This window comes from Methanohalophilus levihalophilus, assembly GCF_017874375.1.
GTDB lineage: Archaea > Halobacteriota > Methanosarcinia > Methanosarcinales > Methanosarcinaceae > Methanohalophilus > Methanohalophilus levihalophilus.
Genome location: NZ_JAGGLK010000003.1, coordinates 547,603 through 574,207 on the forward strand (window position 1 = coordinate 547,603; position 26,605 = coordinate 574,207).

Sequence of the window (26,605 nt, forward strand, 5' to 3'; positions counted from 1 at the left end):
TTCTGATCCGGCTTCTTTTGAAAAAGGTATTTATTACTTGGAAAACAGAAAATTACCAGAACAAATCAGTTTTGGTGGTGTATTAATATGGATGTAATTGAAGCTATTGAGAAGCGTATCAGTATCCGGAAATTTACTGATGCTGCTGTTCCCCTCAATATCATTGACAGGATTCTTTCTGCCGGGATACAAGCACCAAATGCATTTAATAGTGAACCCTGGGAGTTCATATTGGTAAAAGAAGGGCCTGTGAAAGATGAACTCATTTCAATGAGGCGAAAAATCCCTCCTCAGAAAACCGCTCTTGAAACAGCAGCGTTTGTAATCGTTGTATGCTACAACAATGAAATGGGTAACGAAGCTTTGAGTTCTGCCTATGCATGTGTGGAGAATATGCTCCTTGCAGCTACCTCTTTTGGTTTGGGTGCAGTTCCCCTGACTTTTCACGGAAAGAAAATCAGGGAATTGCTCGAATTGCCGGAGGGGTTTGAAATTGCTTCAGTAATTCCTTTTGGATACCCGGCGGAATCTCCTGAGAAGCCCCTGCGTAAACCTGTTACTGAGAAACTTCACATTGGTAAATTTTAATTAACTTAGCTGCTTATTGTACTTGCTATTTGGGAGTTGAACACAATGAGTATGCTCGAAGATATTAACAAAGAACTTGATGCTTTGAAAACGATTGAGGCAGCTGTTGAAATGGCTATTTCCCTTGAGGATCAGGGTTGTGAATTTTACACTGAGAAGGCGGGAACTACCACAGAAGTGGCAATTAAGGAAATGTTTGAATACCTTGCAGATGAGGAAATCAAACATGCTGAGTACCTGCACAATTTCCTGAAGGAAAACAATATGGAAATTACAGTTTCCGAAACACCGAGCTTCACTCAGGCTCTTTCTGAAGAATTTTCAACCGGTAAAATGGATGAGGTTGGTATTCTTCTCGCAGCCCTGCGTTTTGAGAGGAAGAGTGAAGATTTCTATGCTGAACTCGCAAAAAGAAGCGATGATGAGGTACAGAAAAAGTTCTTTAAGAAACTCGCTGAAGTCGAACGTGGTCACTATGAGATCATTGACGGTCTTCTTGATATTTCAACTGGCTTCAGAATGCAGACATAACTTATTGGAGGCAAGTTTTTGAAAACTCCGGATGATCCCCTTGAGTTAGCAGAAGGGGTCTATTGGGTAGGTGTTATTGACTGGAACCTTCGCGATTTTCATGGATATGAGACTCCTCGTGGTGGAACCTACAATGCTTACCTGATTGTGGATGAAAAGGTAACCCTTATCGATACTGTAAAGGATCAGTTTTCCGGTGAATTGATTGAAAATATCAGCCGTATTATTGATCCTTCAGAGATCGATTATGTTGTTTCCAACCATGTGGAAAGGGATCATTCAAGCTCCCTTCCGGCAATTATGGGGCTGTGTCCGGATGCTACCATTATTTCCACGGAAAAGGGAAAAACTGGTCTCCTTGGATATTATGAAATTGACGGCTGTGCGAATTGGAAATTCGAAACTGTGAAAACCGGTTCGGAAATCTGCATTGGAAAACGGAATCTTATGTTCATTGAAACCGTTATGCTTCACTGGCCTGACAGCATGCAAACCTATCTCAAGGAGGATCATATCCTTTTCTCGAATGATGGATTTGGACAACATCTGGCCACATCACACAGGTTTGATGATGAAGTAGGTTCGGATGCAATGGATGAGGCAGAGATCTATTATGCCAATATTCTCATGCCTTTTGGTTCCCGTATTCTGAAATATGTGGAACAGTTGCATAAGCTCGATATTCCTATAGATATGATTGCTCCGTCACACGGTATAATCTGGCGCAGTTGTCCTGATAAGATAATTAATGCCTATGTTAACTGGGCATCAGGGAAAACCGCACCAAAGGTGCTTGTGATATATGATAGCATGTGGGGAAGCACCGAGCTAATGGCCCGTGCTATTGCTGAAGGAGTAAGACATACCGGGGTAGAAGCACATCTGTTCCATCTTCGTAAGAACGACTGGAGTATGCTGGTTAAGGAAATAATGGATGCACCGGTTTTTGCGCTTGGGTCTCCAACAATGCACAACAGTATGTTTTTCACATTAGGTGGTTTTTTGACCTATCTTAAGGGCCTAAACCCCAAGGGTAAAAAGGCTGTTGTTTTTGGATCTTACGGCTGGGGTGGCGGTGCCACCAAACAGATGACCGAAAATCTTGAAAAATTTAAGGTTGAACTTGTGGAGGATGCACTCCAGATTAAGTTTAAACCAACCCATGATGATTTGCAGGCTTGCCAGGAACTTGGCATAAGGCTTGCAGAAATCGCAAAAAGCGAATCCAACGATACATTAAATTGAGAGTAACACATTTTGTTTAAAGGAGAATAAAATATGCAATTCTATGACGATCTCGAAACTGAATTTTATGAGCGTTCCAAAAAGAATGCAGAGACTACCGGATACAGGCTAAACACTGAATATGATATTATTTCCACTGCTGTTAAGAATATAGCAAAGAACAAGCGTGAATTTGGTGAATGGTATTGCTTCTGTCAGAAAAGGACCGGTGACGTTGAAAAGGACAAGAAGATCATTTGTCCATGTGCAGCAAGGGCAAGGGACGTTGAAACCAAAGGTTCCTGTAAGTGCGGTCTTTACATGAAATAAATAGTCTTAAGAACTTCTTAAGACTCATTTTTTGAAAAATTGTAGCTGTCAGGTGACTGCAGTCTGCAACAGTTAGATATATTTATAGTATCGATCCTATCTTGTTTCTGTGGTCATTGGGAACTATTCAGTTCCAGGTGACTGATATCACTGTCATATCATGGAGATTTTTATCATGAAGGTGCTGGTTAGCGATTCATTATCTGAAGAAGGTATTTCAAAACTTAAAGAGCATTTTGATGTTGATGTTTCAACCGGTCTTTCCGAAGACGAACTGGTTGAAAAAATAGGCGAATTCAATGCCCTTGTAATCCGTAGTGGTACACAGGTAACGGCACGTGTAATTCATGCCGCTGATAACCTGAAGATTATCGGACGTGCCGGGGTAGGCGTTGACAATGTTGATATAGAAGCCGCCACTGAAAAAGGTATTATTGTTGTCAATGCTCCGGAAGGCAACATGCTTTCAGCAGCAGAACACACTGTTGCCATGATGCTTTCAATGGCCCGTAATATCCCCCGTGCAGATGCTTCCATGAAAGCCGGAAAATGGGAACGTAAGAAATTCATGGGTGTTGAAGTCAACGGCAAAACCCTTGGTGTAATAGGTCTTGGTCGTATCGGTGCCGAAGTTGCAAAGAGGGCACAGGGCCTTGAAATGAACATACTTGGTTATGATCCATTCGTCACTGAAGACCGTGCAAAAGATATGGGTGTTGAGCTTACAACGGTCGACGATATTGCAAAACGCGCTGATTTCATTACCGTTCATACTCCTCTCACAAAGGATACAAGGAACATCCTTGATGCTGATCAGTTTGCCCTGATGAAACCCACTGCAAGGGTCATCAATTGCGCCCGTGGTGGCATTATTAATGAGGATGCTCTCGCTGATGCACTGAAAAGCGGAAAGATTGCCGGTGCTGCAGTGGACGTTTTCACAAGTGAACCGCCTACGGAATGCCAGTTTGTAAACCTTGATAATGTAGTAGTCACTCCTCATCTTGGTGCTTCTACCGAAGAGGCACAGGTAAATGTTGCAGTTTCCGTTGCCGAGGAAGTAATCTCCGTTTTAGGTGGCGGACAGGCGCGTAATACCATAAATATTCCATCCCTGAAACCTGAGCTTGTAGCAACTCTTGCGCCTTACATAAATCTCATAGAAACTCTCGGCAGTGCAGTTTCACAGTTAATGGATGGCAACTATGAGAAAGTTGAGATCTCCTATAATGGGGAAATTGCAGAAAAGGACTCCAGGCATCTTACACTTGCAGCCCTGAAAGGCATTCTGGGAACTGCAATGGGTGCATCTGTTAATTATGTCAACGCTCCTGCGATTGCAAAAGCCCGGGATGTAGAAGTTATTGAAAGCAAATCTGAGAAATCAGAGGAATATGCATCAAGCATTAAGATTAAACTCAGCAAGAATTCAATTTCAAAATCAATCACCGGTGCAGTTGTAGCAGACGAACCTCGCATCATTATGATAGACGGGCAAAGGGTTGACCTTGCTCCAACAGGCTACATGGTCGTATCCACTCATATTAACAGGCCCAACGTTATTGGTCCATGCTGCATTGTTCTTGGTGAGAATGATATCAATATCTCCGGCATGCAGGTAGGTCGTGTACCAATCGGCGAAAAGACTATAATGGCATTGAACGTTGATTCTGAGATCTCAGAAGACATTCTGGAGAAGATAAGGCACATTGATGGCATTATTGACGCAAAGCTTGTTTCTCTATAATCCATTGAAAAATACGGATTTGGATACTATGAAGAAAAGGATATATCATCGGTTTCCGCATAGGGAAGTGGAGTTTGAACAGAGGAATCGCTACTATGCGGATCTTCCTTTTCTTGTAAAGGTAATAGCAGGGATTGACGGTAAATTCGGGATGTTTGTAACGGAATCCGTATCCCGGAAAGGATATCGTATTCAGGCCCGTCGTGAAATTGGAGTAGAAGTGGTCACAAACGGACTTGACTTTTCTCCTTTGAATTACCGAAACGTGGATTCCATTATAGACACTATAGAACCTCAGGGTACCATTGATTTCCGGGTATCACTGAAATATAGCTATCTTGATGGTAAATATAATCGGGTACCCTTTAAAGGTGATATTTTCCTTGTGCGTGCCATTCTTGAGGGCGACATCCTGACATTCCGTATTAACCACATCGATGGTCCTGGCAGAACCGAATGTGGAAGGATTGCGGATACTATTATTGATGAGCTTCGGCGTGGATCCTGATGGATGAATTGGTTTACGTTGTAGCAGCGCCGTTTAAACGTAGTGGTACCGCTTCGATTTCTGTCAGGGATTTTGATTTTTCTCTTTCTTTCGATCTAAAATGGATCTCTCCGCAGCAAGCTTCCGCATTACGGGAATTAGCAACTGGATCAGGACTTCTTAGTGAGAAGGATGGGTTTATATCCCCAACTTTTGATCCATCTACAATAACAATTCCCAGGGATTTCCATCCCTCCGGCGATTTGCTTAAGAAAACACTCCTTATTGACAAAATGCTCCAGTATATTGCGGCTTGCAGTAATCTGGAACTCCGGGAAATCGTCGCAAAAGTAAACCTGTTTCAGGAACAACTTTCAGAGATGATAGATCTGGAGGTTGCTGCTTTTCTTGTGGGGAAGGAATTGGGTTGCAATATGGATGTTTTTTATGAGCAGGTCCAGCAGAAACTTTCCACTGGTTGAGCACTGCACATAATCTTTATGTAGTAGTAATGTAATTACAACCCACTCTGTATTCAGTATTACCTATGTTCGAACGCAGATTTTGCGTGAGTAAGATCTACTCTTGCGGAGGAGCATAATGAGCAAAAGAATTCAAAAAATAGTAGCTAAGAAGACCGATCCAAGGATGCCGGCATTAATCTCTGCACTAAGGGAACAGGCATTTCAGGAAGACGCTCCAATCTGGAAAGATATTGCCAGGAGATTTGAATCCCCAAGGCAAAACTATGCGCAAGTAAACATCAGCAAACTGAACCGTCATTCTGATGCTGATGAAGTTGTACTTGTTCCGGGTAAGGTATTAGGCGCCGGGGAAATCGGTCATTCTGTAGTAGTAGGAGCACTCGGTTTTAGTGCTTCAGCAAAGGATAAGATCGCAGGTGCCGGTGGTAAAATCATGACCATCGAAGAGTTGATGGCTGAGAACCCAAAGGGTTCCGGTATCAGGATTCTGAGATAAAAAGGTGATCTTAATGACTGTTATTAACGCTGATGGACTTATCATGGGCAGGCTTGCCAGCACAGTTGCAAAAAGACTGCTTGCCGGAGAGACTATTTTTATAGTAAATGCTGAAAATGCTATAATTTCCGGTTCTAAATTAACAACATTTGGTGACTACAAGGACAAGAGAACCATTGGTTCTAAAGAATGGGGTCCTTATTTCCCAAAGAGGCCCGACCGTATTGTTAAGAGAACTGTAAGAGGAATGCTCCCTTATAAGAAATCAAGGGGAAGGGACGCTTTTGGACGTCTTAAGGTATATGTTGGTGTACCTGATGAGTTACAAGGAAAAGAACTCACAACACTCGAAGAAGCAAGCATTGAACGTCTCAGTACAGGCAAATACATGACTGTTGGCACTTTAAGCCACAAGTTAGGGTCTAAATTCTAAAGGAGATTAATACATGTCCACCAAAGTTTGTAATACATCGGGTAAGAAAAAGACTGCAATTGCCCGTGCAACAGTTCGTAAGGGTGCCGGCAAAGTTCGCGTCAACAAGAAACCTGTCGAAATCTTCGAACCTCTCTATGCAAAGCTTAAAATTATGGAGCCTCTCATGCTTGCAGGCGACTCCGCATCCGACATTGATATCGATGTAAAGGTGCAGGGCGGTGGCATCATGGGTCAGGCAAATGCAGTTCGCACTGCAATTGCCAGAGGCATTATCGAATGGACAAACGATACATCCCTGCGTGATGCATTCATGGCTTATGATCGTAGTCTCTTGGTAAACGATTCCAGACAGAAGGAAACCAAGAAAGCAGGCGGTCCGGGTGCACGTGCAAGGTATCAGAAATCTTATAGGTGAGGCTTTTACATGATTCCTGTTCGCTGTTTCACATGTGGCAAAGTCATTGCAAACAGCTGGGAAGAGTTCAAACGTCGCGTAGATGGCGGCGAAGACCCAGCATCAGTACTTGATGATCTTGGTATCAGCCGGTATTGCTGCAGGCGTATGATACTCACTCATGTTGAGCTCGTTGAAGTTGTCTCGCCATACCAGTAAAAGGGACCGTAGGGTAGCCTGGACCATCCTTCGGCGTTCGGGACGCCGGTACCTGAGTTCGAATCTCAGCGGTCCCATACCCTTTACGGCCAAATCTGGTATAGGCGATGTTTCGTTTAAAGACCATATTCGGAGGGATTCCGAATAAACCCATATTTATTTCAAAGAAAATAACAAATTCCGGACTTTTTTAGACATACTTACTTAAATGTATGCATATTTTCCGCAGACTTATTCCTCTAAGGGTGATCATTTGAGCAAACAGAATTATACAAGATATGAACGTGCGAGGATTATTGGATCAAGGTCCCTTCAGATATCAATGGAGGCACCGATACTTCTCGATGTAGACAGTGATGATCCTTTAAAAATTGCCACACTTGAATATGAGGAAGGTGTGATCCCTATTACCGTTAAACGTGCAGACTCCCAATAATGAGGTGAACTAAATGGAAGAAACACAGGATCAAGATATTGAACAAATAGTTGAAGAAGAAGTAGAACAGCCTGTACAGGAGGCAGTGGCTGAAGAAGAGGAAGACAAGTCCACCTCAGCAGACTCCACATCACTGGTTCCTATCGATGAATACCTTGCAGCAGGTGTTCACATCGGTACACAGCAGAAAACCCAGGACATGATGAAATTCGTCTACCGGGTACGCACAGATGGTCTGTATGTACTTGACATCCAGTCCACTGACAGAAGAATTAAGGAAGTAGCACAATTCCTTGCAAAATATGATCCGTCCCAGATACTCGTTGTATCTGCAAGGCAGTATGGCCAGTTCCCTGCAAAAATGTTCTCCAAAGCAATTGGCGCAAAATCTATGGTAGGACGTTTTATCCCTGGTAAACTTACCAATCCGGCAGTTGAAGGATTCTTCGAGCCAGATGTGGTACTCGTAACAGATCCTGCCGGAGATGCACAGGTTATTAAGGAAGCTGTTGATATCGGAATTCCTGTAGTGGGCCTTTGTGATACCAACAACCTGACTTCAAATGTGGATGTAGTCATCCCAACAAACAACAAAGGAAGAAAAGCCCTGTCCCTTATTTACTGGCTTCTCGCAAGGGAAGTTGCAGCTGACAGGAACATTCCTTTCAACTACGAAATGAGCGACTTCGAGGCAGGCCTCTGAAGTCCTTTTTTACCTTTTTCCCATGAGTCCTTTGCATACTACTTATATATTGGAGTCTATCTCTTATAGGGGATAGATAGTATGAGACAACCAACAGTAGCCGGACAGTTTTATCCATTGGCTCCACGTTCCTTGAAGAAAGAGCTGGGGCGTTGTTTCAGGGGGCTGGAACTAAGTGAGACTCCTGTAAAAGGAGTAATCGTTCCTCATGCAGGATATGTTTATTCAGGTGAAGTAGCAGCTAATTCCTATGCTCGCCTTCCTAAGGCTGAAACGTTTGTGATTTTCGGACCAAATCATACCGGATATGGTTCTCCAGTAGCTCTTTCCTGTGACGACTGGTCAACTCCTATAGGGGATATTGCAACTGATTTTGAGCTTTGCAAGAAGCTTGCCGGAAGCATTGTTGATATGGATGAAGTAGCTCATAGATATGAGCATTCAATCGAAGTCCAGATTCCTTTCCTGCAATACAGGTTTGGGGATGATTTCAAGATCCTTCCAATCTGCCTTGGAATGCAGGATATGGATACTGCTGTGGAAGTGGGCCGGGAAGTTGCAAAAGCTGCCAAAGAACTGGGGCGGGATGTTGTATTCATTGCTTCCAGTGATTTTACTCACTACGAACCACAGGAAGAGGCTCAGGGAAAAGATGAAACTCTTATTGAAGCTATTCTAGAAATGAACATTGAGGAATTTTACAAGCGTATTGTAGAACTCAATGCATCTGCATGTGGATATGGTCCAATAGCAGCTATGCTTGCGGCATCAAAGGAAATGGGTGCAACCTCTGCAAAGCTTCTGAAGTATGCAACAAGCGGGGATGTATCCGGTGATTATTCTGCAGTAGTTGGCTATGCATCAATAGTTGTTGATTGAGATAATTGTAAAAGGCGGGATGTATTAATAAATGGTTACCTGTTCAGCACCTGGCAAAGTGTATCTTTTTGGCGAGCATGCGGTTGTTTATGGTGAAAATGCCATTTGCTGTGCTGTGGACATAAGGACACACATTACCGTCGAGGAAAATGATTCAGTTTTAATTGAATCGCCTCTTGGAACTACAGGAATTGACTATTCCGTTCATCCCTATGTTTCGGAAGTCCTTGAAAAAGTACGGGCGATGTCTCCTTTTGAAGGAATCAAAGTCCACGTAGAATCGGATATTCCAATTGGTTCTGGTCTTGGCTCTTCAGCTGCCGTTACGGTTGCAACACTCAAAGGGCTTGATAACTTGCTTGGACTGGACTTATCTCTTGAAGAGATAGCTTCAATCGGACATGAAATTGAAATACAGGTTCAGGGCGCAGCGAGTCCTACTGATACATATGTTTGCACAATGGGAGGTACTGTAATGATTCCCGATCGCAAACATTTGGATTTGCTGGATTGTGGAGTTGTTATAGGAAATACCAATGTATTTTCCTCGACAAAGGAACTTGTATCCAATGTATCCGCTCTCAAGGATGCTTATCCGGAATTAATATCACCAATTTTTTCCACTATCGGAAACACTGCTATCAGGGGGGAAACTCTTCTTGCTGTAAAGGACTATAAAGAAGTTGGAAAACTGATGAACGTAAATCAGGGTCTTCTGGATTCCATTGGAGTAAACTGTCCGGAACTTTCCAGTTTGATTTATGCAGCACGTAACGCAGGCGCTTTCGGTGCAAAAATTACAGGTGCCGGAGGAGGAGGTTGCATGGTTGCGATTGCACCCGAAGATAAAGTTGAAGATGTCAGCCAGGCGATTTCTGAAGCTGGTGGTGTTTCTCTTATTACTAAATTTACAGGTCAGGGAGTAAGGATTGAATAAAATGACCGGAAATTCACAATTAACTATTTTGAAATTCGGTGGCAGTGTAATTACCGACAAGAATGCAGATGAAGGCGTTGCCCTGAAAGATGAAATTAACAGGCTTGCAAAGGAAGTAAGTTCCTATAAAGGAAAAATGATAGTAGTTCATGGTGCAGGTTCTTTTGGCCATCCTCTTGCCCACCGCTACTCCCTTGTGGATAATTTCAATGCGGAAGGACTTGTTTTGACCCACCGTTCAGTTGAAATTCTGAATTCCGTTGTTGTAGATGCCCTAAATGAGTCAGGAGTAATGGCAGCAGGCGTGCACTCTATGGACTGTTTTACCACAACTGACGGTCGCATATCGTCTTCTTTCCTTGATCCGATTCATATTATGCTTGAGAAAGGCATTGTCCCTGTACTCCACGGGGATGTTGTGATGGACACCACTAAAGGTGTTTCCATAGTTTCAGGAGATCAGGTTCTTCCATATCTTGCACTTGCTCTTGAGGCTGACAGAATTGGTCTTGGAAGTGCAGAAGATGGTGTGCTTGATGAAAACGGAAAACCAATTCCACTTATAACAAACGATAATTTTGATGACATCAAAGCCTGTCTTGGAGGATCTGCCAGCACCGATGTTACTGGTGGGATGTTCGGCAAGGTACGTGAGCTCCTTGATATGTGCCATGGCCGTTCCATGACAGCGTATATTTTCAATGCAAAAATTGATGGAAACGTCCTTAACTTTTTAAGTGGTAAGGAAATAGGTACTGCCATATCAGACAGTTCAGAATGAAATTCAGTTGGGGTTAGCATGAGCACTTCTCAGAGAAAGATTGAACACATGAAACTTTGTGCGGAAAAACCTGTGGAAGCAAGAAACAGTAAACCGGGTTTTGATGATATTGTACTCGTTCATCGTGCTCTCCCGGAAATTGATATGGATAACATTGATCTTTCAACCAAATTCCTTGGCAAGGAATTGCAAGCTCCGTTTTTGATTGCATCAATTACCGGTGGACATCCTGCCACAACACCTGTGAATGCAGCCCTTGCAAAAGCTGCAGGTGAGCTGGGAATAGGAATTGGTGTAGGTAGCCAGCGTGCTGCCATTGAGGACTCATCCCAGAAAGAGTCCTTTACAGTTGTCAGGGAAGAAGCGCCTGATGCCTTCGTTTACGGAAACGTCGGTGCTGCCCAGATTAAGGAATATGGGATTGAAATAGCGGAATCACTTGTTGATATGCTGGATGCAGATGCTCTGGCGGTACATCTGAACTTCCTGCAGGAAGCAATTCAGCCGGAAGGTGATAGGGATGCAACCGGATGTCTTGAAGCGATAGAGGAGATTTGTTCACTCAATGTTCCTGTTATTGTGAAAGAAACAGGTGCCGGAATTTCGAGGGAAGATGCCAATCTTCTCAAAGAAGCAGGTGTGTCAGCAATTGATGTAGGAGGCGTTGGCGGCACAAGCTGGGCAGGCGTGGAAGTTTATCGGGCAAGACAGCGCAACGACACCCTCTTCGAGGATCTTGGCGAATTGTTCTGGGATTTTGGAATACCCACAGTATCCAGTCTTGTTGAATGTCGTGTAGGCCTTCCACTGATTGCAACAGGTGGCGTACGAACAGGGCTTGACATTGCCAGATCCATGGCAATTGGTGCGGATGTTGCAAGTGCAGCTCTCCCGTTTGTTGGCCCGGCCCTTAATGATGCAGAGGCCGTAAAAGAGCGTCTCGAAAAAATGTTTGAAGAGCTTAAGGTTGCCATGTTCCTTTGCGGCTGTGGCGACGTTGAATCACTAAAAACGAATTGTCCGGTGGCAGTCACAGGAAAAACACTGGAATACATAAAACAACGTGGTTTCGATATATGAAACACAATATCACATTCATGAATTTAGAAACAGCGGTAAAAGGTACCGCAGGGCTTTGGATTTTTGAAAAAGGAAAATTTTAACTGAGGAATTAAATGACAGAAATAGGTATAATTGCGGTTGGCGGCTACAATGAAATGGGTCGCAACATGACTGCCATCAGAGTTGATGACAGGGTTATTATTCTTGATATGGGACTGCGTCTTGACAGGGTACAAATCCATGAGGATGTAGAAATTGATAAGATGCACTCTCTTGAGCTAATTGAGATGGGCGCAATTCCCGATGATACTATCATGAAGGAAATCAATGGGAATGTGTGTGCAATAGTTTGTACGCACGGTCACCTTGATCACATTGGTGCGATTTCCAAACTTGCACACAGGTATGCTGCGCCAATTATCGGTACTCCCTATACTACAGCCCTAATTCAGCACCAGATAGATTCCGAGAGGAAATTCGGTGTCAGAAACAGGATTATCCCGATTGAGGCAGGTGGAACCTACCAGATCAGTGACGATCTCTATATTGAACTGATAAGAGTTCAGCACAGTATTGTTGATTCAGTATTTGTAGCTGTGCACACTTCCCGTGGTGCTATTCTTTATGCATGTGACTTTAAGCTCGACAGGACTCCTACTCTTGGAGAACCACCAGACTTTGACAGGCTAAGGGCACTTGGTGAGGAAGGCGTATTGGCTATGATTACTGAAAGTACCAATGCCACACGTGCCGGAAAAACACCATCTGAAAGAATTGCTCATGATATGGTAAAGGATGTACTGTTGGGTACCGAGGAATCAGATGTTGGAATGATTGTTACAACATTTGCATCCCATATCTCAAGGATTAATTCCATTGTACACTTTGCTGAAGAAATGGGCCGGATTCCAGTGCTTATGGGCCGTTCTATGGACCGGTATCTTACTACTGCTAAGGAACTTGGATACATAACACTTCCAGATAATGTTGAAATCTATGGGCAACGCAAGGAAATTGACCGTGCCTTTAAGAAAATCATGGAAAAAGGCAAGGACAAATACCTTCCGATTGTTACAGGACATCAGGGAGAACCCGGAGCCATTCTCTCAAGGGTTGCAAACGGGGATACCGCTTACCAGATTGAATCTGGGGATCGCATTATTTTCTCAGCCAATGTAATTCCTACACCTATGACACAGGCTAACAGGTATGCTCTTGAAACCAAGCTCAAGATGAAAGGCGCCCGTATTTACGATAATGTTCACGTTTCAGGACATGCTTACAGGGAAGATCACTGGGAATTGCTCAGGTTGATAAAACCGGAACACGTCATTCCTGCTCATGGTACCCTCACCATGCACAGTGCCTATCTTGAGATGGCTGAAGATGCGGGTTATGAACTCGGTCACAATACCCACCTCCTGAGAAATGGTGAAGAATTATATATTGAAGAGTAATAGACTATGGTTGGGACCAATATGGATTTATTCGCTCAAATCGAAAAAAGAAGCAAACTTGTGGATAAGGGAATTGAAACTTATCTTCCCGTAACCCACCCCGAAGAACTCTACAAAGCTACACGCTATCTTCCTGATGCAGGAGGCAAGCGTCTCAGGCCAGCAGTTCTTATGTTTGCTGCAGAAGCAGTCGGTGGAAATTCCGAATCAGTTATTCCAGCAGCTGTTGCTGTAGAACTTGTTCATAATTTCACACTCATTCACGATGACATCATGGACAGTGACGACATTCGCAGGGGAATGCCAGCACTTCACGTGAAATGGGGCGATGCCGGAGCCATTCTTGCCGGTGATACCCTTTACTCAAGGGCTTTTGAAATCCTTTCTGAAATGGACATGGACAAAGAAAGCCTCATCAAATGTGTCCAGTTGCTATCCCGCACATGTACTGAAATTTGTGAAGGACAATGGCTTGACATCGAATTTGAAGATCGTGATGATGTAACAGAGGAAGAATACCTCGAAATGATCAAGAAGAAAACATCCGTGCTCTATGGTGCAGCCGCCAAGATGGGTGCACTCCTGGGAGGAGCTTCTGACGAAGTTGCGGATGCATTTTATGATTTTGGTATTCTTACAGGTGTAAGCTTCCAGATACATGACGATGTTCTCGATTTGATTACCCCTGAAGATGTCCTTGGTAAGGTTCGGGGAAGCGATCTGATGGAAGGTAAAAAGACATTGATTGCTATCCACGCTCTTAATGATGGTGTAGAACTCGATGTCTTCGGGAAAGGAAGCGCTACAAAAGAACAAATCGAGAACGCCGTTTCAATACTGGAAGAATCCGGTTCTCTTCCTTATGCCAGGAATTTGGCGGAGTCTTATCTGAAAGAGGGTAAAGCTAAACTTGACATTCTTGATGATTCTGAAGCCCGGCAGATTCTTCTGGAAATTGCCGATTACATGCTCAGTAGGAAATACTGAGCCTTTTACTCTTTTTCCGCAGTAACTTCCAAACCTTTTTATATGTATCCTTTCTCACTTATATTGAGAATTGAATCAATAGCTGTTGAAGGGAAATTTCATGAATGGTTTAGACGCGAAGATCCGCGAATATAATACGAGAAGTTATCAGGAATCCGGTACTTTTGGAAAACTGGCATTCTGGAAAGATTCTTTTGAAACTATCCCTGTTTATGATCCCGCTGCAGATGGCCCTTTAGTTGAGTTTGACGTTCCTGAAGGATTTACTCAGGTAGAGTGGTATTGGGTTGATGAACCCTATGTTTATATCAGTATTTTAGAAAAAAACGGTTTGAAGTATTATCATGTAGTCGAACCGGTTCTTTCTGCCTATGAAAAGGAAATCCTTGAGCGTACCTACAACGATCTCAAAGATGTTCTGACGATAAACGATATGAAAGTTGATTTTGATCGTGAAATTATTTTGATAACAAAGGCACTTACCCTTTTCAAGCGCTATCACATACCTCTTGATATTCTGTCCAAGTACAAAATATTGTATTTCCTGAGGCGAAATTTTCTTGGTTTCGGAAGAATCAATGCCTTGTTGATGGATCCTTTTATTGAGGATATTTCCTGTGACGGGGTTGACATACCTATTTACCTGTATCATATGAAGTACCTGAACATCGAGACCAATATTTCGTTCAATGAAGAAAAGCTGAATTCTTTTGTCATAACTCTCTGTCAGCGCTCAGGGAAGCACATTTCGATCAGTGAACCTCTTGTTGATGCCACCCTTCCTGATGGTTCCAGGCTTCAGGCAACACTGGGGCGTGAGATAACTACCCGTGGAAGTTCTTTTAACATCAGAAAGTTCCGTGGAGACCCTATCACTCCGATAGATCTAATCCAGTTTGGAACCTGTAATCTTGAGATGATGGTTTATTTCTGGATGGCAATTGAAAATGGTTTCAGTGCAATATTTGCAGGAGGCACTGCATCAGGGAAAACCACAATACTCAATGCAACCTCCCTTTTCATTCCACCTCTTTCCAAAATAGTGTCTATTGAGGACACAAGGGAAATTATGCTTTACCATGACAACTGGATTGCAGGCGTCACAAGGGCATCAATTGCAAGAACAACTGCAGGTGAGGTCACAATGTATGATCTTTTAAGATCTGCACTCAGGCAGAGGCCTGAAACTATTATAGTCGGTGAGGTAAGGGGTAAGGAAGCATTAACCCTTTTCCAGGCGCTTTCCACGGGACACACGACCTATTCCACGATACATGCAGGAGATGTACAGACAGTTGTAAACAGGCTGGAAAGCGAACCTATCAATGTTCCTCATGTAATGCTGCAGTCACTTGACATTCTCTGTATCCAGAAGCAGGCCTTTGTGGGAGAGACAAAAGTAAGACGGGCCAGTTCCATTGTTGAATTTACAGGAATAGATCCAAAATCCGGCGACTTAAAGATAAATGAATTGTACCAGTGGGATCCTGCAAATGATGTTTTCCATAGGAATGGCCATTCACATTTATTGAAGAAAATAGTACAAAAACGTGGTTGGACGGAAGAGAGGCTTCAGAAAGAATTTGAGGAACGTTCAAGAATACTTGAATACATGATAGAGAAGAACATTCGTGACTATGTAAAGATGTCTGTTCTTGTAAAGACGTATTCAACCTCTCCTGATATTGTAATGGATTCCATTGAAAACGAAACACTTGAAGAACTCCTTGAAAGTAGTGTGTAAAAGGTGCTTTGATGGATTTCCTGACAAATATATCCTATAAATTGTTTGGAACTTATATCCGCGATCACAGGCATAGTTATGACTCACTGGAGATTCTCTTAAGGAGTGCCAGAATCCCCGTTCCTGTTGAACAATATGCTTCTCTGGCTTATTTCATGTCACTTATAATCGGTTTACTTCTCTGTCTTTTTAGTTCCACTGTTGCAAAATTGATTCTATATGGAAATTCTAATGTTCCTGCCAATCTGCAACTTTGGGTTGCGATTCTTATATCCTTATTCTTCCTTTTTGGGGGGATATTAGCCACTCATTTCCTGATAATGCGGTATCCTTCTATTATATCAGCTACAAGAACCGCTTATCTGGATATTTCACTTAATCATTCGGTTTCCTATCTTTATGCCCTGAGCCGTGGAGGCGGTATGAATCTCATGGAGATGATGCGTTCTCTGAGTAAGCAACAGCATGTTTACGGGGTTTCAGCCGAGGAATTCGGGTACATTATCCGTGACGTCGAATATTTTGGCATGGATCTGATAGGTGCATTGAAAAATGCGAGTATCATTTCTCCTTCTGAAAAATTTAAGAATTTAGTTGATGGTTTAATTTCAGTAGTTGCCAGTGGTGGGGATCTGACTGCATATTTAAGGAGTAAGTCCGAGCAATACAGGCTAATAGCTGCGAGGGAGCAAAAAGCATTTTTGGAAACCCTGGGAATACTGGCGGAAATATATATCACGGTTTTTGTGGTAGGTCCTGTGTTTCTCATGACAATTCTGGTCGTCCTGGGGTTCCTGGGATCAGATTCCCTATCCGTCCTTTACACACTCGTCTATGTAATGATCCCCATAGGCACAATTCTGTTCGTCGTTTTTCTCTCCACTATTTCAGACGAATTGATTTCCCCGAAAATGTACATTTTATCCGAGGTTCTCGATGAGTTTGATGATGTAAAAGTCATTCCTGCAAATGCCAGTGATATGGAAATTTTAAAAGAAATAAGCCGTCAGTATCGCATTTCCAATATTAAAAGTAAGCTTCTTAATCCATTTGATTTGTTGCGCAATAATCCTCGCTACTCATTTTATGTAACAGTTCCCATTGCAAGTCTCTATCTCCTTTATTCACTATGGGGATTCAGGGATATACTGTTACAATTGAATTTCAGTTCCCTTCAGTTGCAGAGCCTTAATATCGAAGTTGCTTCAATGATTGACGATTACGTTATTTTTTCATTTTTGATAATTGCAACACCTTTCATAGTTTTTTATGAAACTCATGCTTACTGGTTACGGAAAGTTGAAAATGAATTGCCAGATTTCCTTAAACGTCTGGCCAGCATAAACGAAGCAGGAATTTTGCTTGTAGATGCTATTTCCCTGGTATCAAGATCAAAAATCGGGGTATTGCATTCCGAAGTTAAAAGGATGGTTGAGCACATTTCCTGGGGTTCAAATCTCGTTGAAGTGCTCAGGAAGTTTGAGTACAGGATTCGCACCGATCTTAATAGCAGGATAATTACTCTCATTATAAAGGCAAGTGAATCCACAAGTGATGTTATCAGTGTGCTGAATATTGCGTCTTCAGAAGCGGATCTTGAGAACCAGCTTAAGAAAGAGCGGGCATCCGAGATGCTTGTCTATGTTTTCATAGTTTATATCTCGTTTTTCGTTTTCCTGTTTATCGTGTATGTACTGGCGGCATTTTTCCTCCCGGCTTTACCGACAGGTGCAGAGGATGCTGGTTCCGGAATGCCTATTAATTTTGGATTTAATATGGATGCTTTCACGTTGCTCTTCTTCCATGCAACGCTCATCCAGGGTTTTTGTTCAGGGCTTGTTGCAGGAAAAATGGGTTCTGGTTCCATCTCTGCAGGTGTTAAGCATTCAGTCATCATGGTGCTCTCAGCATATTTTGTGTTCACCCAGTTTTTATAAGTAAACTAAGCCGTATAAGAAAATCAGATTAAATGAAGTGAAAGAAGTTTCGGAGAATATATTAGTGGAAATCGGTATCATGCAATCGCGTCGCTTTCAAAAATCGGACTCAGGTATTTCGACAGTCCTTTCTGCTGTCTTGCTGTTGGGATTACTTGTCTCCATATTGGCGGTTTTTAATGTAAGTTATGTTCCTGAATGGAAAGCGGATGCTGAGCGTGCCCACATGGATGATGTTTATGAAGACATGTCCCGTTTGAAGACAAACGGAGATTTAATTGCTCTTTCCACATCGATTGATCCAAATTCCACGGTGTCTCTCAGTGTACCGATAACCATGGGTGGTGGGTATATTCCTGTAGTTGGCGCGAGCAAATCCAGCGGTTCACTATCAATTAATGATGATATTACCAGTATGAAAATCGTGGCAAGCAATACGGCTACTAACAACACTTATACTTTCAATCTGACAGATCGGGGTTCTGTTATCTATACTTCAAATAATAACTACTACGTTGATCAGGTTCTGGTTTATGAAAACGGTGCATTAATTGTTTCCCAGAAAAACCGATCAATTATGAAACAGTCTCCCCCTGTTTACATAAACAATGTATTCGGGAATGATTACAGTGTTAATGTGAATTCAATTAGTCTTGTCGGGGATACAAGATCGGTAAGCAGTAGTGGTACTCAGGATGTGAGGTTTGATTCCCGCAGTTCCGTATGGAAATTCAACAACAATGAACCTCTCACGAATGTGACGATTTCAATAAACTCTAGTTACCCTTCTTCATGGGCAGAGTATTTCAACAGTTCTGCGCTTTCCGCAGGTCTGGTTTATTCTACGGATTTTACTATTACTGAAGGCACTGACTTTGCCAGTATCGCCATTTCCCCATCAGGTTCGCTGGAACTTTATCTTAAGGAAAGCAAAGTCGGTGTGTCAAGCGGTATTTTCTAAATATATTTTTCCGGATTTCAGGTATATTTTTAAGTCTCCATGACTTGTTATTATGGGGGTTAGGGAAATGCTTAAGGAAGCGATGTTTTACGAGAAACTTGATGATCTGAAAGTCCAATGTAATCTTTGTAACCACAGGTGTAAGATTGCAGAGGGGAAGACGGGTATTTGCAGAGTGCGACAGAACCGTGAAGGTGTATTATACAGTCTAATATACAGCACCGTTTCAAGTGAAGCAGTAGATCCTATTGAAAAGAAGCCTCTTTTCCATTTTTATCCGGGAACTCTTGCTTATTCCCTTGGGACAATTGGCTGTAATTTCAGATGCAAACATTGCCAGAACTGGACTATTTCCCAGGTAAACATTGATGAGGCAATGTCTGTAGAAATTACTCCTGAACAGGCAGTAGACAGGGCTCTTGCAACAGGGTGCCGGAGTATTGCATGGACTTACAATGAGCCTACAATCTGGTATGAGTATACATACGACTCTGCCAAACTTGCAAAAGAAGCCGGGTTGGCTACGGTTTATGTAACCAACGGTTACATAACTCCCGAAGCACTTCGTCAAATTGCACCTTATCTTGATGCTTTCAGGGTTGATATCAAAGCATTTACCGAAGAATTTTACCATAAAATTGCCGGAGCTAAACTGAAGCCTGTTCTTGACTCGGCAAAGCTGGCACGTGAATTAGGCATGCATGTGGAAGTGGTTTACCTGGTCATCCCAACGCTTAACGATTCCCGCAAGGAGCTTGAAGAGGTAAGTGCATGGATTTATGAAAATCTCGGAGATGATACCCCTGTGCATTTCACTCGTTTTCATCCATATTACCAGTTGCAGGATCTTCCTTCAACGCCTGTGGAGACGATAGAAATGGCCCATGAAATTGCATCTGATGCGGGATTGAAGTTTGTGTATATAGGCAATGTTTTCGGGCATATGTACGAAGATACCTTCTGCCCAAAATGTGGAAAGATGCTCATTAAAAGGGGTGGTTTTGACGTTGAGGAGAATCATATCACCCATGAGAATAAGTGTGAGTACTGCGGGGAATCCATACCTATATTTGATTGATTCGGGACCGCTTCTTTTCCGGGTTCAACTCTTCCAAATGGCGGTCTGGGACCGCTTTCCAATCAAAAAGTTTAAGTTTGATTAGTACATTAAGAAAGTCCGCGACATGATTCGCATCCAATGCCGCCATAACTCAGTTGGTAGAGTGTCTGGCTGTTAACCAGAATGTCACAGGTTCGAGCCCTGTTGGCGGCGTTCTTCCTTTTGATAACCAGTGGGCCTATAGCTTAGTCTGGTTAGAGCGCCCGGCTCATAACCGGGCGATCACCGGTTCAAATCCGGTTAGGCCCATAAGATAATTTTTTCTAGTCTTGGGTTTGGATTATTTTGTATTTTGTTCAAATTACGCTTCATGCATACATCGGGGTTATGTAACCTCTCAAAAACGCTACTATTATAGAAAATAGTAAAAAATATTCTTAAAATGTATGCGTATAAATGCAAAATTTAAGCTATTTAGACCTTCTATTCTTTAAAATATTTATATTAATCTTTTTAAAAAGCAATTTAAAGGCTAATAAAGTAATTTCAATTAAAATAAAGCATTAAAGGATTTCTTTTTTCTGCTAATATACATAAAAAGCTTCATGAAATAAAGTATGTTTATATTCCCCCTTAAGATTATGGAAATTGAGGGTTCAGGCTGTATCCCATCAGAAAAACAAAATGCTTGGACCCTATCATAAGAATATAAAGAGGTTAAATCATGAAAATAAAAACATTTAGTTTGATTGCTGTAGCATTCATGTTGGTAAGTCTTCTGGCAGTCTCTGCTATGGCTGCAGGGCAGGAAAGGGGGGCAATGAATTCATTCATAGACGCAGATGGCGACGGCCTATGCGACAATTTTGTAGATGCAAACGGTGACCGTTCATATAACAACTTCATCGACGAAGATGGCGATGGTGTCAATGATAACTCCCTAAGACTTGGAAAGGGGTATGGGGATGGAAACGGATTCCAGAAGCAATACAGAAAAGGAGACAGATCGTGTATTCAGTAAAGACACGATGAAATAAATGGAACAAAAAAACGTATTGTACGAGTAAAAACAGGGTTCAGCCAATAATGCTGACCCCTTTCTATTACTATTTTGATTTCTTATAATTCCAGCACCCCAGTCATAATTCAATATTTTTCCCTTTCATTTGGTCTATTGGTAAAACCTATATTGAATACGAGTAGATTACAATATTGAGTACAAACAAGATGTTTTTGCTATGTCCTTGTTTCAAGTGGGGGAGTTATGTTGGTGGGTTCTAAAGCAAGGGGAGTAATCTGTGTTTTAGTTCTCTTTTTTATCTTATTGGCCACTACTTCTACAGTTTTTGCATCCACGCTCAAAGTAGCTGAAAGTGGAGACAAAATTTACTCAACAATACAAGAAGCTGTAATCAATGCCAGCAAGGGAGATACACTTTTAGTGTACCCAGGGACTTACGTTGAGAATATCTATATCGATAAGGAACTGACAATCATAGCAAATTCCGACTATCCATCAGATGTTATCATTCAAGCTGCCAGAATGGACGAACATATCTTACATATAAAAGCAGACGGAGTGACAATCAGTGGATTTATCATAAAGGATTCCAAAGGCCCTGAAAAAACAGGGATCTATCTTGATAGTGTTGAAAATTGCAATATTAGCCATAATGTTCTATCAGATAACCAAAACGGTGTCGGACTATTATCTTCCTCGGGAAATATCCTTATTGACAATAGTATTAATTCAAGTCATTGGGTTGGTATTTATCTTGAGCGTTCACATGATAATTTGCTGGCTAACAATTCCATTGTCCTGAATGGACGGGATGGTGTAGACTTTGAAGCTTCAAATAACAATTTGCTGAAAAATAATACTATTAATTTGAATAAGCAGAATGGTATTTCCCTGATTTCTTCTAATGGTAACACAATTAGCAATAATAAAATTAATTCAAACAACCAGTTTGGATTATTACTGGAAGAGTCTTCAAATAATACCCTAAGTGACAATTCCGTATTGGATAACATCAAAGGAATCAATATAGAAGGCTATGCTGGTAATCACATTTACGGAAATAACATTGTCGATAAGGAAACACAAGGGATGCCGTTCATAAATCCAAAATCAACATTGTTAATACTTGGAATTGTATTTGTTTTTCTCAGGGTCAGACGAAAAATATGAGGCAAAATTTATTGTGTGGATTATTTGATGGGTAAAAACAAATCTATAGGGTATTGGTCAGCAGTTTCTATAGGCATTGGTGGAATGGTTGGCGGGGGTATCTTTGCAGTTCTTGGTCTTGCCGTTGAACTTGGGCAAGGGGAGACGCCGATAGCGTTTATGTTTGCCGGTGTAGTCGCATTGCTAACATCATATTCCTACGCAAAATTGTCTGTCCGCTATCCTTCAGAAGGAGGAACAGTCGAATTCCTGAATCAGGCGTTTGGTTCAGGTTTGGTTACAGGAGGACTCAATGTTCTTCTATGGTTAAGCTATGTTGTGATGCTTTCCCTTTATGCTTATGCTTTTGGAAGCTATGGATCCACGTTTTTCCCAGAACCCTATCAGATAATTTTAAGGCATGTATTCACCAGCATCATTATAGTCTTATTAACTGTGGTAAACATCATTGGTGCAAATGTAGTTGGTAAATCCGAAGAATGGATTGTAGGTTTTAAGGTTGCTATTTTATTGACATTCATAGGCGTAGGCATCTGGAGCGTTAAAACCCAGCAGTTCCAACCCGCAGTTGTTTCTAATCCGTTGCAATTGATAGCTGCAGGAATGATTATTTTTCTGGCTTATGAGGGGTTTGAACTGATAGCAAACACGGCAAATGATGTGAAAAATCCGGCAAAAACACTTCCAAGAGCTTATTATTCAGCAGTCATCTTTGTAATTTTACTTTATGTACTAATTGCTCTTGTTACTGTTGGGAATGTATCAATAGATACCATAGTACAGTCTAAGGACTATGCTCTTGCTGTAGCTGCAAAACCTTTTTTAGGAAATTTTGGTTTCAATCTCGTTGCGGTTGCAGCTCTCTTATCAACAGCTTCAGCAATTAATGCAACATTATATGGTGCTTCACGGGTGAGTTACATAATAGCCAAGGACGGAGAATTGCCTGAAATATTAGAAGAAAAAATATGGAATCGACCAATTGAGGGTCTGCTGATTACCTCGGCTTTCACACTTCTTGTCGCAAATATATTTGATCTTTCCAGTATTTCAATAATGGGAAGTGCTGGATTTCTAATACTCTTTGGAGCTGTAAACGCTTCTAACGCTCGCTTGCATCGGAAAACTGGAAGTCACAGGTGGATATCAATATTAGGTACGATTGTTTGCTTCATTGCTCTTTTTGCATTGATCTGGTACACAGTGAACAATTCACCTAAAGATCTTTTCATCTTGGCTTTTATGCTTTGTTCAGCGTTTGGTGTAGAATTTGTTTATAGAAGGGTTACAGGCAGAAGCATAACGAAGATTCATAACTAAGTTTTTATCTTCAGATCTCTTGGTGGAGAAACATGGATAAAGGGGAATCATCCTTTCCAAATGCTTTTTTTACTTCTAGATGGACTACATGCAATTAGCCATCTTGATACGACTGTTTTTATTAACCACAAACTAAATGTATGTTTACACCTAATGCAAAGTAAGCATATCCAGAATGAAGATCTCAAATAAGGTCGATACATTGTTTATGTGGGGTTTACACTATGAATGATCAAAATAAGCGTGCTTTTATCCTGATTTTTGGAATTCCGATAGCGATTCTGCTATTGATATTAATAGGTCAGTCATCAGGATTGCTTCAGGCCGGGCTCCTGTCCTCAGATGATGGTAATCTGCCAGATGGAGATACTGTAAAACTCGGGGATCTCGATTTTCATACATCTCTTGATGCTGCTCTTATTGAAGCCGGTAACAGTGGGAAGCCTGTTTATGTGTATGTGGATTCTGACTATTGTAGCTGGTGCAAGAAGTTTGAGGCAGAAGCATTTCATGACGAGCGTGTAGTTCAAATGCTTAACAGCAACTTTGAACGGTTGTCTGTTAATACTGCCAGAAATCCGTCAGTTGCCAGCAGCCTGAATGTCCGAGGGACGCCAACCGGGATTTTCCTGCGTCCGGATGGAAGTGAAATTGAAGATATGAGGATAGTGGGCTATGTTAGTGCTGATGAATTCCTTATCCAATTGGATGATGTGGCAAGAGTGAACTGAATTAAAACACATCATATTTGAGAATTGAAAATAATTTCAATTAATAGTCCAAACCCCTGATCATGAAAACAAATACAGATCTTGAAGCGCTTTCAGGAATCTCCAATGAGGCTATCATCAAAGCCACAGAGCATGATTGGGTTAAGTGGATGGACTATTTGGATAGCACACATGCTTCTGATTTGCCGCACAAAGAAATAGTGGCTTTGCTTCAGGATGATGGCGGATTAGGAAATGCATGGTGGGGACAAACGATTACCAATACTTATGAAAAGTACATTGGGCGAAGAAAAACCGGGGAAATGGAAACTGGCTTCCAGATTGGTGTCCAGAAATCATTTTCTATTCCTCTTGAAGACGCATGGGAATTGATAACTTCCGCTGAAGGTATGAAAATCTGGCTTGGTGATGCTGTCAAATTGGAAGAAAAAGCGGTTTATGAGACAAAAGATGGAATCACCGGTGAGATTCGGATATTCAAACCAGATTCCCATATTCGAATGACATGGAAACTTCCAGATTGGGATAAGGAATCAACTCTCCAGCTTCGGGTAATTCCGAAGGCTAACAGCACAGCGATTACATTCCATCAGGAAGGATTGAAAAAAGAAAGCATGCGGGAAGAAATGCGTCAATTCTGGAAGGAAAAACTCAAATTGCTAAGTGAATTTGCAGGTCAATGACTGCAAAGCCTTAGGCGATAGATTTTCTGGTTTTGTGGATTTGAGGGCAAATAATTTATCAATCTTGCAGACCATTCCGAATACGATTTTGGAGATAACAATTTGCTAGATACAATTATTGCTGTAGATATATCAGGACGTCACTATGAAGACAACAGGTACTTCATGGTAAGTGCAGCGGTGGCATTATCCTATTCAGAAGGGAATATCAGGGGGATAGAAGGCATCCATATAATTCCATTTTCCAGTGTAAAACCACCAGAGGTTACTGATGTTGTGCATATGGTAGAAGAGACCGTAGAAGGTACTGGGATTAATGGGACTGTTGTAGCAGAAAGGGGGGATATGTTCAACCAGCCCGAAGATCTGGTAAAGCAAATGTTCCGTGTTGATTTCAAATATCCTGAATCCATGGCTGAAAAACTGGGAATTGAATTTGCACATCACGTATCATTAAGCAGTCGCAATCTCTTGCTAAAGCAGGAAGTGCATGAGATATAACAGTCTCTCGAAAGCAAAATGCGGTTTTTCCATGAATGATGTAATTCTTGTTCAGCGTACGATTCCCGGAAGTAAGGAAAGGGATAACATCCGAAAACTCGCAGAGCTGAAAGAACTCGCTTTTGCTGCAGGATATAATGTTGTTGATTCTCTTGTCCAGCAGCATCATCCAGACCGCCGTTTTCATATCGGAAAGGGCAAAGCCGAAGAACTTGCCGCACTTGTGGCTGAATATCATCCATTGAAAATGATTTTCCTGAATCCTCTCACGATTACGCAGGTTTACAACCTGTCTGAACTATGCCAATGCGAGGTTATTGACAAATTCCAGCTAATTCTTGAAATCTTTGCTACAAGAGCAACCACCAGTCGATCCAAATTACAGGTTGAACTTGCAAAACTTGAATATGAACTTCCAAGGGCACGTAAACTTGTATCCTTGCTGAAACAGGAAGAGCGTCCCGGTTTTATGGGAATGGGTGGATATGAGGATTCCTACGAGCAGGATCTCAAGAAAAGAATCAGTAGGATCAGGAAAGAACTCAAAATTACTATTCGAAGTGGTGCTACACGCCGGGAGAGCCGACATGAGCAGGGTTTCTCACTGATATCTCTCGCAGGTTATACCAATGCCGGGAAAAGTACCCTTTTCAACACTTTAGTTTCCGAGGATGTGGAAAGCATGGATATGCTTTTTACAACTCTTTCACCAACCACTCGCTCTATTAACATTAGTGGACGGAGGGCATTGCTTACCGATACAGTAGGTTTTATTGAGGATCTTCCTCACTTCCTTGTGGATGCTTTCCGGTCTACACTTGAAGATGTATTTTTTTCGGATATCATCTTGCTAGTTGTCGATGCCAGTGATCCGGCTGATGTTATCAGGAAAAAGCTTGCTGTTTCCCATGATATTTTCTGGAAGCAGCTTGAAAATGCAGTTCTTATAACCGTTTTCAATAAATCTGATCTTGTATTTCCCGGGGAACTGGAAGCAAAAATCGAGGCACTTGAATACTTAAGTCCGAATCCAGTCATTGTTTCTGCAAAAGAAAGCATAGGTCTAGATGCACTCAAAGAAGTCATTCATTCAAATCTTCCTAAATGGGAACGATTCACTATTTCATTGCCAAATTCAGACGAGGGAATGTCAATTCTTTCATGGTTGATGGAGCAGGGGATTGTACATTCCACTGAATACGGGGAAGCAATTGTGGTTGATGCAGAAGCAAGGGATTCGGTTATGAATAGAGCAAAAGCTCTTGCCCGGAACATTTCAGCAGCTTAATCCAACCACT

30 protein-coding genes and 3 tRNA genes are annotated in these 26,605 nt (G+C 41.9%); all 33 read left to right on the forward strand.

The annotated features are described in order from the left end of the window. Positions 1-87 precede the first annotated feature (87 nt). The 33 genes from J2755_RS10215 to hflX all read left to right on the forward strand — a co-directional run bounded on the left by J2755_RS10215 (position 88) and on the right by hflX (position 26,595). Positions 88-588 carry a nitroreductase family protein gene (locus J2755_RS10215; RefSeq protein ID WP_209683051.1) on the forward strand — a complete coding sequence of 167 codons (501 nt, stop codon included), beginning with the start codon at positions 88-90 and terminating at the stop codon, positions 586-588. Positions 589-633: 45 nt separating this feature from the next. Further along, entirely contained in the window at positions 634-1,119 is a 486-nt protein-coding gene (locus J2755_RS10220; RefSeq protein ID WP_209683053.1) for a ferritin family protein, read from the forward strand. Positions 1,120-1,137: 18 nt separating this feature from the next. Continuing rightward, positions 1,138-2,364: an FprA family A-type flavoprotein gene (locus J2755_RS10225; protein ID WP_209683056.1), complete on the forward strand. Its 1,227-nt coding sequence runs from the start codon at positions 1,138-1,140 to the stop codon at positions 2,362-2,364. A 33-nt stretch (positions 2,365-2,397) separates the two neighbouring features. Next, entirely contained in the window at positions 2,398-2,673 is a 276-nt protein-coding gene (locus J2755_RS10230; protein ID WP_209683058.1) for a ferredoxin-thioredoxin reductase catalytic domain-containing protein, read from the forward strand. A gap of 175 nt (positions 2,674-2,848) precedes the next feature. Then, positions 2,849-4,420, forward strand: coding sequence for a phosphoglycerate dehydrogenase (gene serA, locus J2755_RS10235; RefSeq protein WP_209683061.1), 1,572 nt, complete (start codon positions 2,849-2,851; stop codon positions 4,418-4,420). Positions 4,421-4,487: 67 nt separating this feature from the next. Continuing rightward, complete coding sequence (locus J2755_RS10240) at positions 4,488-4,928, forward strand: hypothetical protein (protein WP_342591079.1); 441 nt, start codon at positions 4,488-4,490, stop codon at positions 4,926-4,928. Continuing rightward, entirely contained in the window at positions 4,928-5,389 is a 462-nt protein-coding gene (locus J2755_RS10245) for a DUF2240 family protein (protein ID WP_209683067.1), read from the forward strand. The genes J2755_RS10240 and J2755_RS10245 overlap by 1 nt, the downstream gene beginning before the upstream one ends. 118 nt (positions 5,390-5,507) lie before the next feature. After that, positions 5,508-5,888, forward strand: coding sequence for a 50S ribosomal protein L18e (locus J2755_RS10250; protein WP_209683070.1), 381 nt, complete (start codon positions 5,508-5,510; stop codon positions 5,886-5,888). Between the two features lie 13 nt (positions 5,889-5,901). Then, positions 5,902-6,321: a 50S ribosomal protein L13 gene (gene rplM / locus J2755_RS10255; RefSeq protein WP_209683074.1), complete on the forward strand. Its 420-nt coding sequence runs from the start codon at positions 5,902-5,904 to the stop codon at positions 6,319-6,321. Positions 6,322-6,334: 13 nt separating this feature from the next. Further along, complete coding sequence (locus J2755_RS10260) at positions 6,335-6,739, forward strand: 30S ribosomal protein S9 (RefSeq protein WP_209683078.1); 405 nt, start codon at positions 6,335-6,337, stop codon at positions 6,737-6,739. A 9-nt stretch (positions 6,740-6,748) separates the two neighbouring features. Next, on the forward strand, positions 6,749-6,937 hold the full coding sequence (locus tag J2755_RS10265; protein WP_209683080.1) for a DNA-directed RNA polymerase subunit N: 189 nt from the start codon (positions 6,749-6,751) through the stop codon (positions 6,935-6,937). A 2-nt stretch (positions 6,938-6,939) separates the two neighbouring features. After that, positions 6,940-7,014, forward strand: a tRNA-Pro gene (locus tag J2755_RS10270). A gap of 176 nt (positions 7,015-7,190) precedes the next feature. After that, entirely contained in the window at positions 7,191-7,373 is a 183-nt protein-coding gene (locus J2755_RS10275; RefSeq protein ID WP_209683082.1) for a DNA-directed RNA polymerase subunit K, read from the forward strand. A gap of 13 nt (positions 7,374-7,386) precedes the next feature. Then, complete coding sequence (rpsB, locus tag J2755_RS10280) at positions 7,387-8,076, forward strand: 30S ribosomal protein S2 (protein WP_209683084.1); 690 nt, start codon at positions 7,387-7,389, stop codon at positions 8,074-8,076. An 81-nt stretch (positions 8,077-8,157) separates the two neighbouring features. Next, positions 8,158-8,955 carry an MEMO1 family protein gene (locus tag J2755_RS10285; RefSeq protein ID WP_209683086.1) on the forward strand — a complete coding sequence of 266 codons (798 nt, stop codon included), beginning with the start codon at positions 8,158-8,160 and terminating at the stop codon, positions 8,953-8,955. Positions 8,956-8,986: 31 nt separating this feature from the next. Next, positions 8,987-9,892 (forward strand): mevalonate kinase, encoded by a 906-nt coding sequence (locus J2755_RS10290; protein ID WP_209683088.1) that lies wholly within the window; start codon positions 8,987-8,989, stop codon positions 9,890-9,892. A 1-nt stretch (position 9,893) separates the two neighbouring features. Beyond that, complete coding sequence (locus J2755_RS10295) at positions 9,894-10,673, forward strand: isopentenyl phosphate kinase (protein ID WP_209683090.1); 780 nt, start codon at positions 9,894-9,896, stop codon at positions 10,671-10,673. A gap of 18 nt (positions 10,674-10,691) precedes the next feature. After that, a complete protein-coding gene (gene fni, locus J2755_RS10300; RefSeq protein WP_209683093.1) occupies positions 10,692-11,753 on the forward strand; it encodes a type 2 isopentenyl-diphosphate Delta-isomerase in 1,062 nt (353 codons plus the stop codon). A 95-nt stretch (positions 11,754-11,848) separates the two neighbouring features. Continuing rightward, positions 11,849-13,192 carry an RNase J family beta-CASP ribonuclease gene (locus J2755_RS10305; RefSeq protein WP_209683096.1) on the forward strand — a complete coding sequence of 448 codons (1,344 nt, stop codon included), beginning with the start codon at positions 11,849-11,851 and terminating at the stop codon, positions 13,190-13,192. 21 nt (positions 13,193-13,213) lie between these two features. Then, positions 13,214-14,179 carry a polyprenyl synthetase family protein gene (locus J2755_RS10310; RefSeq protein WP_209683101.1) on the forward strand — a complete coding sequence of 322 codons (966 nt, stop codon included), beginning with the start codon at positions 13,214-13,216 and terminating at the stop codon, positions 14,177-14,179. 100 nt (positions 14,180-14,279) lie between these two features. Next, positions 14,280-15,923: a type II/IV secretion system ATPase subunit gene (locus J2755_RS10315; protein ID WP_209683105.1), complete on the forward strand. Its 1,644-nt coding sequence runs from the start codon at positions 14,280-14,282 to the stop codon at positions 15,921-15,923. Positions 15,924-15,934: 11 nt separating this feature from the next. Continuing rightward, complete coding sequence (locus J2755_RS10320) at positions 15,935-17,860, forward strand: type II secretion system F family protein (protein WP_209683108.1); 1,926 nt, start codon at positions 15,935-15,937, stop codon at positions 17,858-17,860. A gap of 64 nt (positions 17,861-17,924) precedes the next feature. Next, on the forward strand, positions 17,925-18,821 hold the full coding sequence (locus J2755_RS10325) for a DUF7289 family protein (RefSeq protein WP_209683111.1): 897 nt from the start codon (positions 17,925-17,927) through the stop codon (positions 18,819-18,821). Between the two features lie 67 nt (positions 18,822-18,888). Beyond that, entirely contained in the window at positions 18,889-19,899 is a 1,011-nt protein-coding gene (amrS, locus tag J2755_RS10330) for an AmmeMemoRadiSam system radical SAM enzyme (RefSeq protein WP_209683115.1), read from the forward strand. A gap of 122 nt (positions 19,900-20,021) precedes the next feature. Continuing rightward, positions 20,022-20,094, forward strand: a tRNA-Asn gene (locus J2755_RS10335). A gap of 21 nt (positions 20,095-20,115) precedes the next feature. Continuing rightward, positions 20,116-20,190: transfer RNA gene (locus J2755_RS10340), tRNA-Ile, on the forward strand. Between the two features lie 415 nt (positions 20,191-20,605). Next, positions 20,606-20,902, forward strand: coding sequence for a hypothetical protein (locus J2755_RS10345; RefSeq protein ID WP_209683118.1), 297 nt, complete (start codon positions 20,606-20,608; stop codon positions 20,900-20,902). 249 nt (positions 20,903-21,151) lie between these two features. Then, positions 21,152-22,072, forward strand: a complete 921-nt coding sequence (locus tag J2755_RS10350) for a right-handed parallel beta-helix repeat-containing protein (protein ID WP_209683122.1) — start codon at positions 21,152-21,154, stop codon at positions 22,070-22,072. Positions 22,073-22,099: 27 nt separating this feature from the next. Continuing rightward, a complete protein-coding gene (locus J2755_RS10355; protein ID WP_209683125.1) occupies positions 22,100-23,392 on the forward strand; it encodes an APC family permease in 1,293 nt (430 codons plus the stop codon). Positions 23,393-23,616: 224 nt separating this feature from the next. After that, entirely contained in the window at positions 23,617-24,123 is a 507-nt protein-coding gene (locus J2755_RS10360) for a thioredoxin family protein (RefSeq protein ID WP_209683129.1), read from the forward strand. A gap of 62 nt (positions 24,124-24,185) precedes the next feature. After that, positions 24,186-24,806 (forward strand): SRPBCC domain-containing protein, encoded by a 621-nt coding sequence (locus J2755_RS10365; RefSeq protein ID WP_209683132.1) that lies wholly within the window; start codon positions 24,186-24,188, stop codon positions 24,804-24,806. 102 nt (positions 24,807-24,908) lie between these two features. Further along, positions 24,909-25,307 carry a DUF2209 domain-containing protein gene (locus J2755_RS10370; RefSeq protein WP_209683135.1) on the forward strand — a complete coding sequence of 133 codons (399 nt, stop codon included), beginning with the start codon at positions 24,909-24,911 and terminating at the stop codon, positions 25,305-25,307. Next, complete coding sequence (hflX, locus tag J2755_RS10375) at positions 25,297-26,595, forward strand: GTPase HflX (protein ID WP_245312902.1); 1,299 nt, start codon at positions 25,297-25,299, stop codon at positions 26,593-26,595. The genes J2755_RS10370 and hflX overlap by 11 nt, the downstream gene beginning before the upstream one ends. The last annotated feature ends 10 nt before the right edge of the window (positions 26,596-26,605 follow it).

Coding starts and splice junctions, on each gene's coding strand:
- J2755_RS10215 (WP_209683051.1), top strand. CDS start 88: ATGGATGTAATTGAAGCTATTGAGAAGCGTATCAGTATCCGGAAATTT.
- J2755_RS10220 (WP_209683053.1), top strand. CDS start 634: ATGAGTATGCTCGAAGATATTAACAAAGAACTTGATGCTTTGAAAACG.
- J2755_RS10230 (WP_209683058.1), top strand. CDS start 2,398: ATGCAATTCTATGACGATCTCGAAACTGAATTTTATGAGCGTTCCAAA.
- serA (WP_209683061.1), top strand. CDS start 2,849: ATGAAGGTGCTGGTTAGCGATTCATTATCTGAAGAAGGTATTTCAAAA.
- J2755_RS10245 (WP_209683067.1), top strand. CDS start 4,928: ATGGATGAATTGGTTTACGTTGTAGCAGCGCCGTTTAAACGTAGTGGT.
- J2755_RS10250 (WP_209683070.1), top strand. CDS start 5,508: ATGAGCAAAAGAATTCAAAAAATAGTAGCTAAGAAGACCGATCCAAGG.
- rplM (WP_209683074.1), top strand. CDS start 5,902: ATGACTGTTATTAACGCTGATGGACTTATCATGGGCAGGCTTGCCAGC.
- J2755_RS10260 (WP_209683078.1), top strand. CDS start 6,335: ATGTCCACCAAAGTTTGTAATACATCGGGTAAGAAAAAGACTGCAATT.
- J2755_RS10265 (WP_209683080.1), top strand. CDS start 6,749: ATGATTCCTGTTCGCTGTTTCACATGTGGCAAAGTCATTGCAAACAGC.
- rpsB (WP_209683084.1), top strand. CDS start 7,387: ATGGAAGAAACACAGGATCAAGATATTGAACAAATAGTTGAAGAAGAA.
- J2755_RS10285 (WP_209683086.1), top strand. CDS start 8,158: ATGAGACAACCAACAGTAGCCGGACAGTTTTATCCATTGGCTCCACGT.
- J2755_RS10290 (WP_209683088.1), top strand. CDS start 8,987: ATGGTTACCTGTTCAGCACCTGGCAAAGTGTATCTTTTTGGCGAGCAT.
- J2755_RS10295 (WP_209683090.1), top strand. CDS start 9,894: ATGACCGGAAATTCACAATTAACTATTTTGAAATTCGGTGGCAGTGTA.
- fni (WP_209683093.1), top strand. CDS start 10,692: ATGAGCACTTCTCAGAGAAAGATTGAACACATGAAACTTTGTGCGGAA.
- J2755_RS10305 (WP_209683096.1), top strand. CDS start 11,849: ATGACAGAAATAGGTATAATTGCGGTTGGCGGCTACAATGAAATGGGT.
- J2755_RS10310 (WP_209683101.1), top strand. CDS start 13,214: ATGGATTTATTCGCTCAAATCGAAAAAAGAAGCAAACTTGTGGATAAG.
- J2755_RS10315 (WP_209683105.1), top strand. CDS start 14,280: ATGAATGGTTTAGACGCGAAGATCCGCGAATATAATACGAGAAGTTAT.
- J2755_RS10320 (WP_209683108.1), top strand. CDS start 15,935: ATGGATTTCCTGACAAATATATCCTATAAATTGTTTGGAACTTATATC.
- amrS (WP_209683115.1), top strand. CDS start 18,889: ATGCTTAAGGAAGCGATGTTTTACGAGAAACTTGATGATCTGAAAGTC.
- J2755_RS10345 (WP_209683118.1), top strand. CDS start 20,606: ATGAAAATAAAAACATTTAGTTTGATTGCTGTAGCATTCATGTTGGTA.
- J2755_RS10355 (WP_209683125.1), top strand. CDS start 22,100: ATGGGTAAAAACAAATCTATAGGGTATTGGTCAGCAGTTTCTATAGGC.
- J2755_RS10360 (WP_209683129.1), top strand. CDS start 23,617: ATGAATGATCAAAATAAGCGTGCTTTTATCCTGATTTTTGGAATTCCG.
- J2755_RS10365 (WP_209683132.1), top strand. CDS start 24,186: ATGAAAACAAATACAGATCTTGAAGCGCTTTCAGGAATCTCCAATGAG.
- hflX (WP_245312902.1), top strand. CDS start 25,297: ATGAGATATAACAGTCTCTCGAAAGCAAAATGCGGTTTTTCCATGAAT.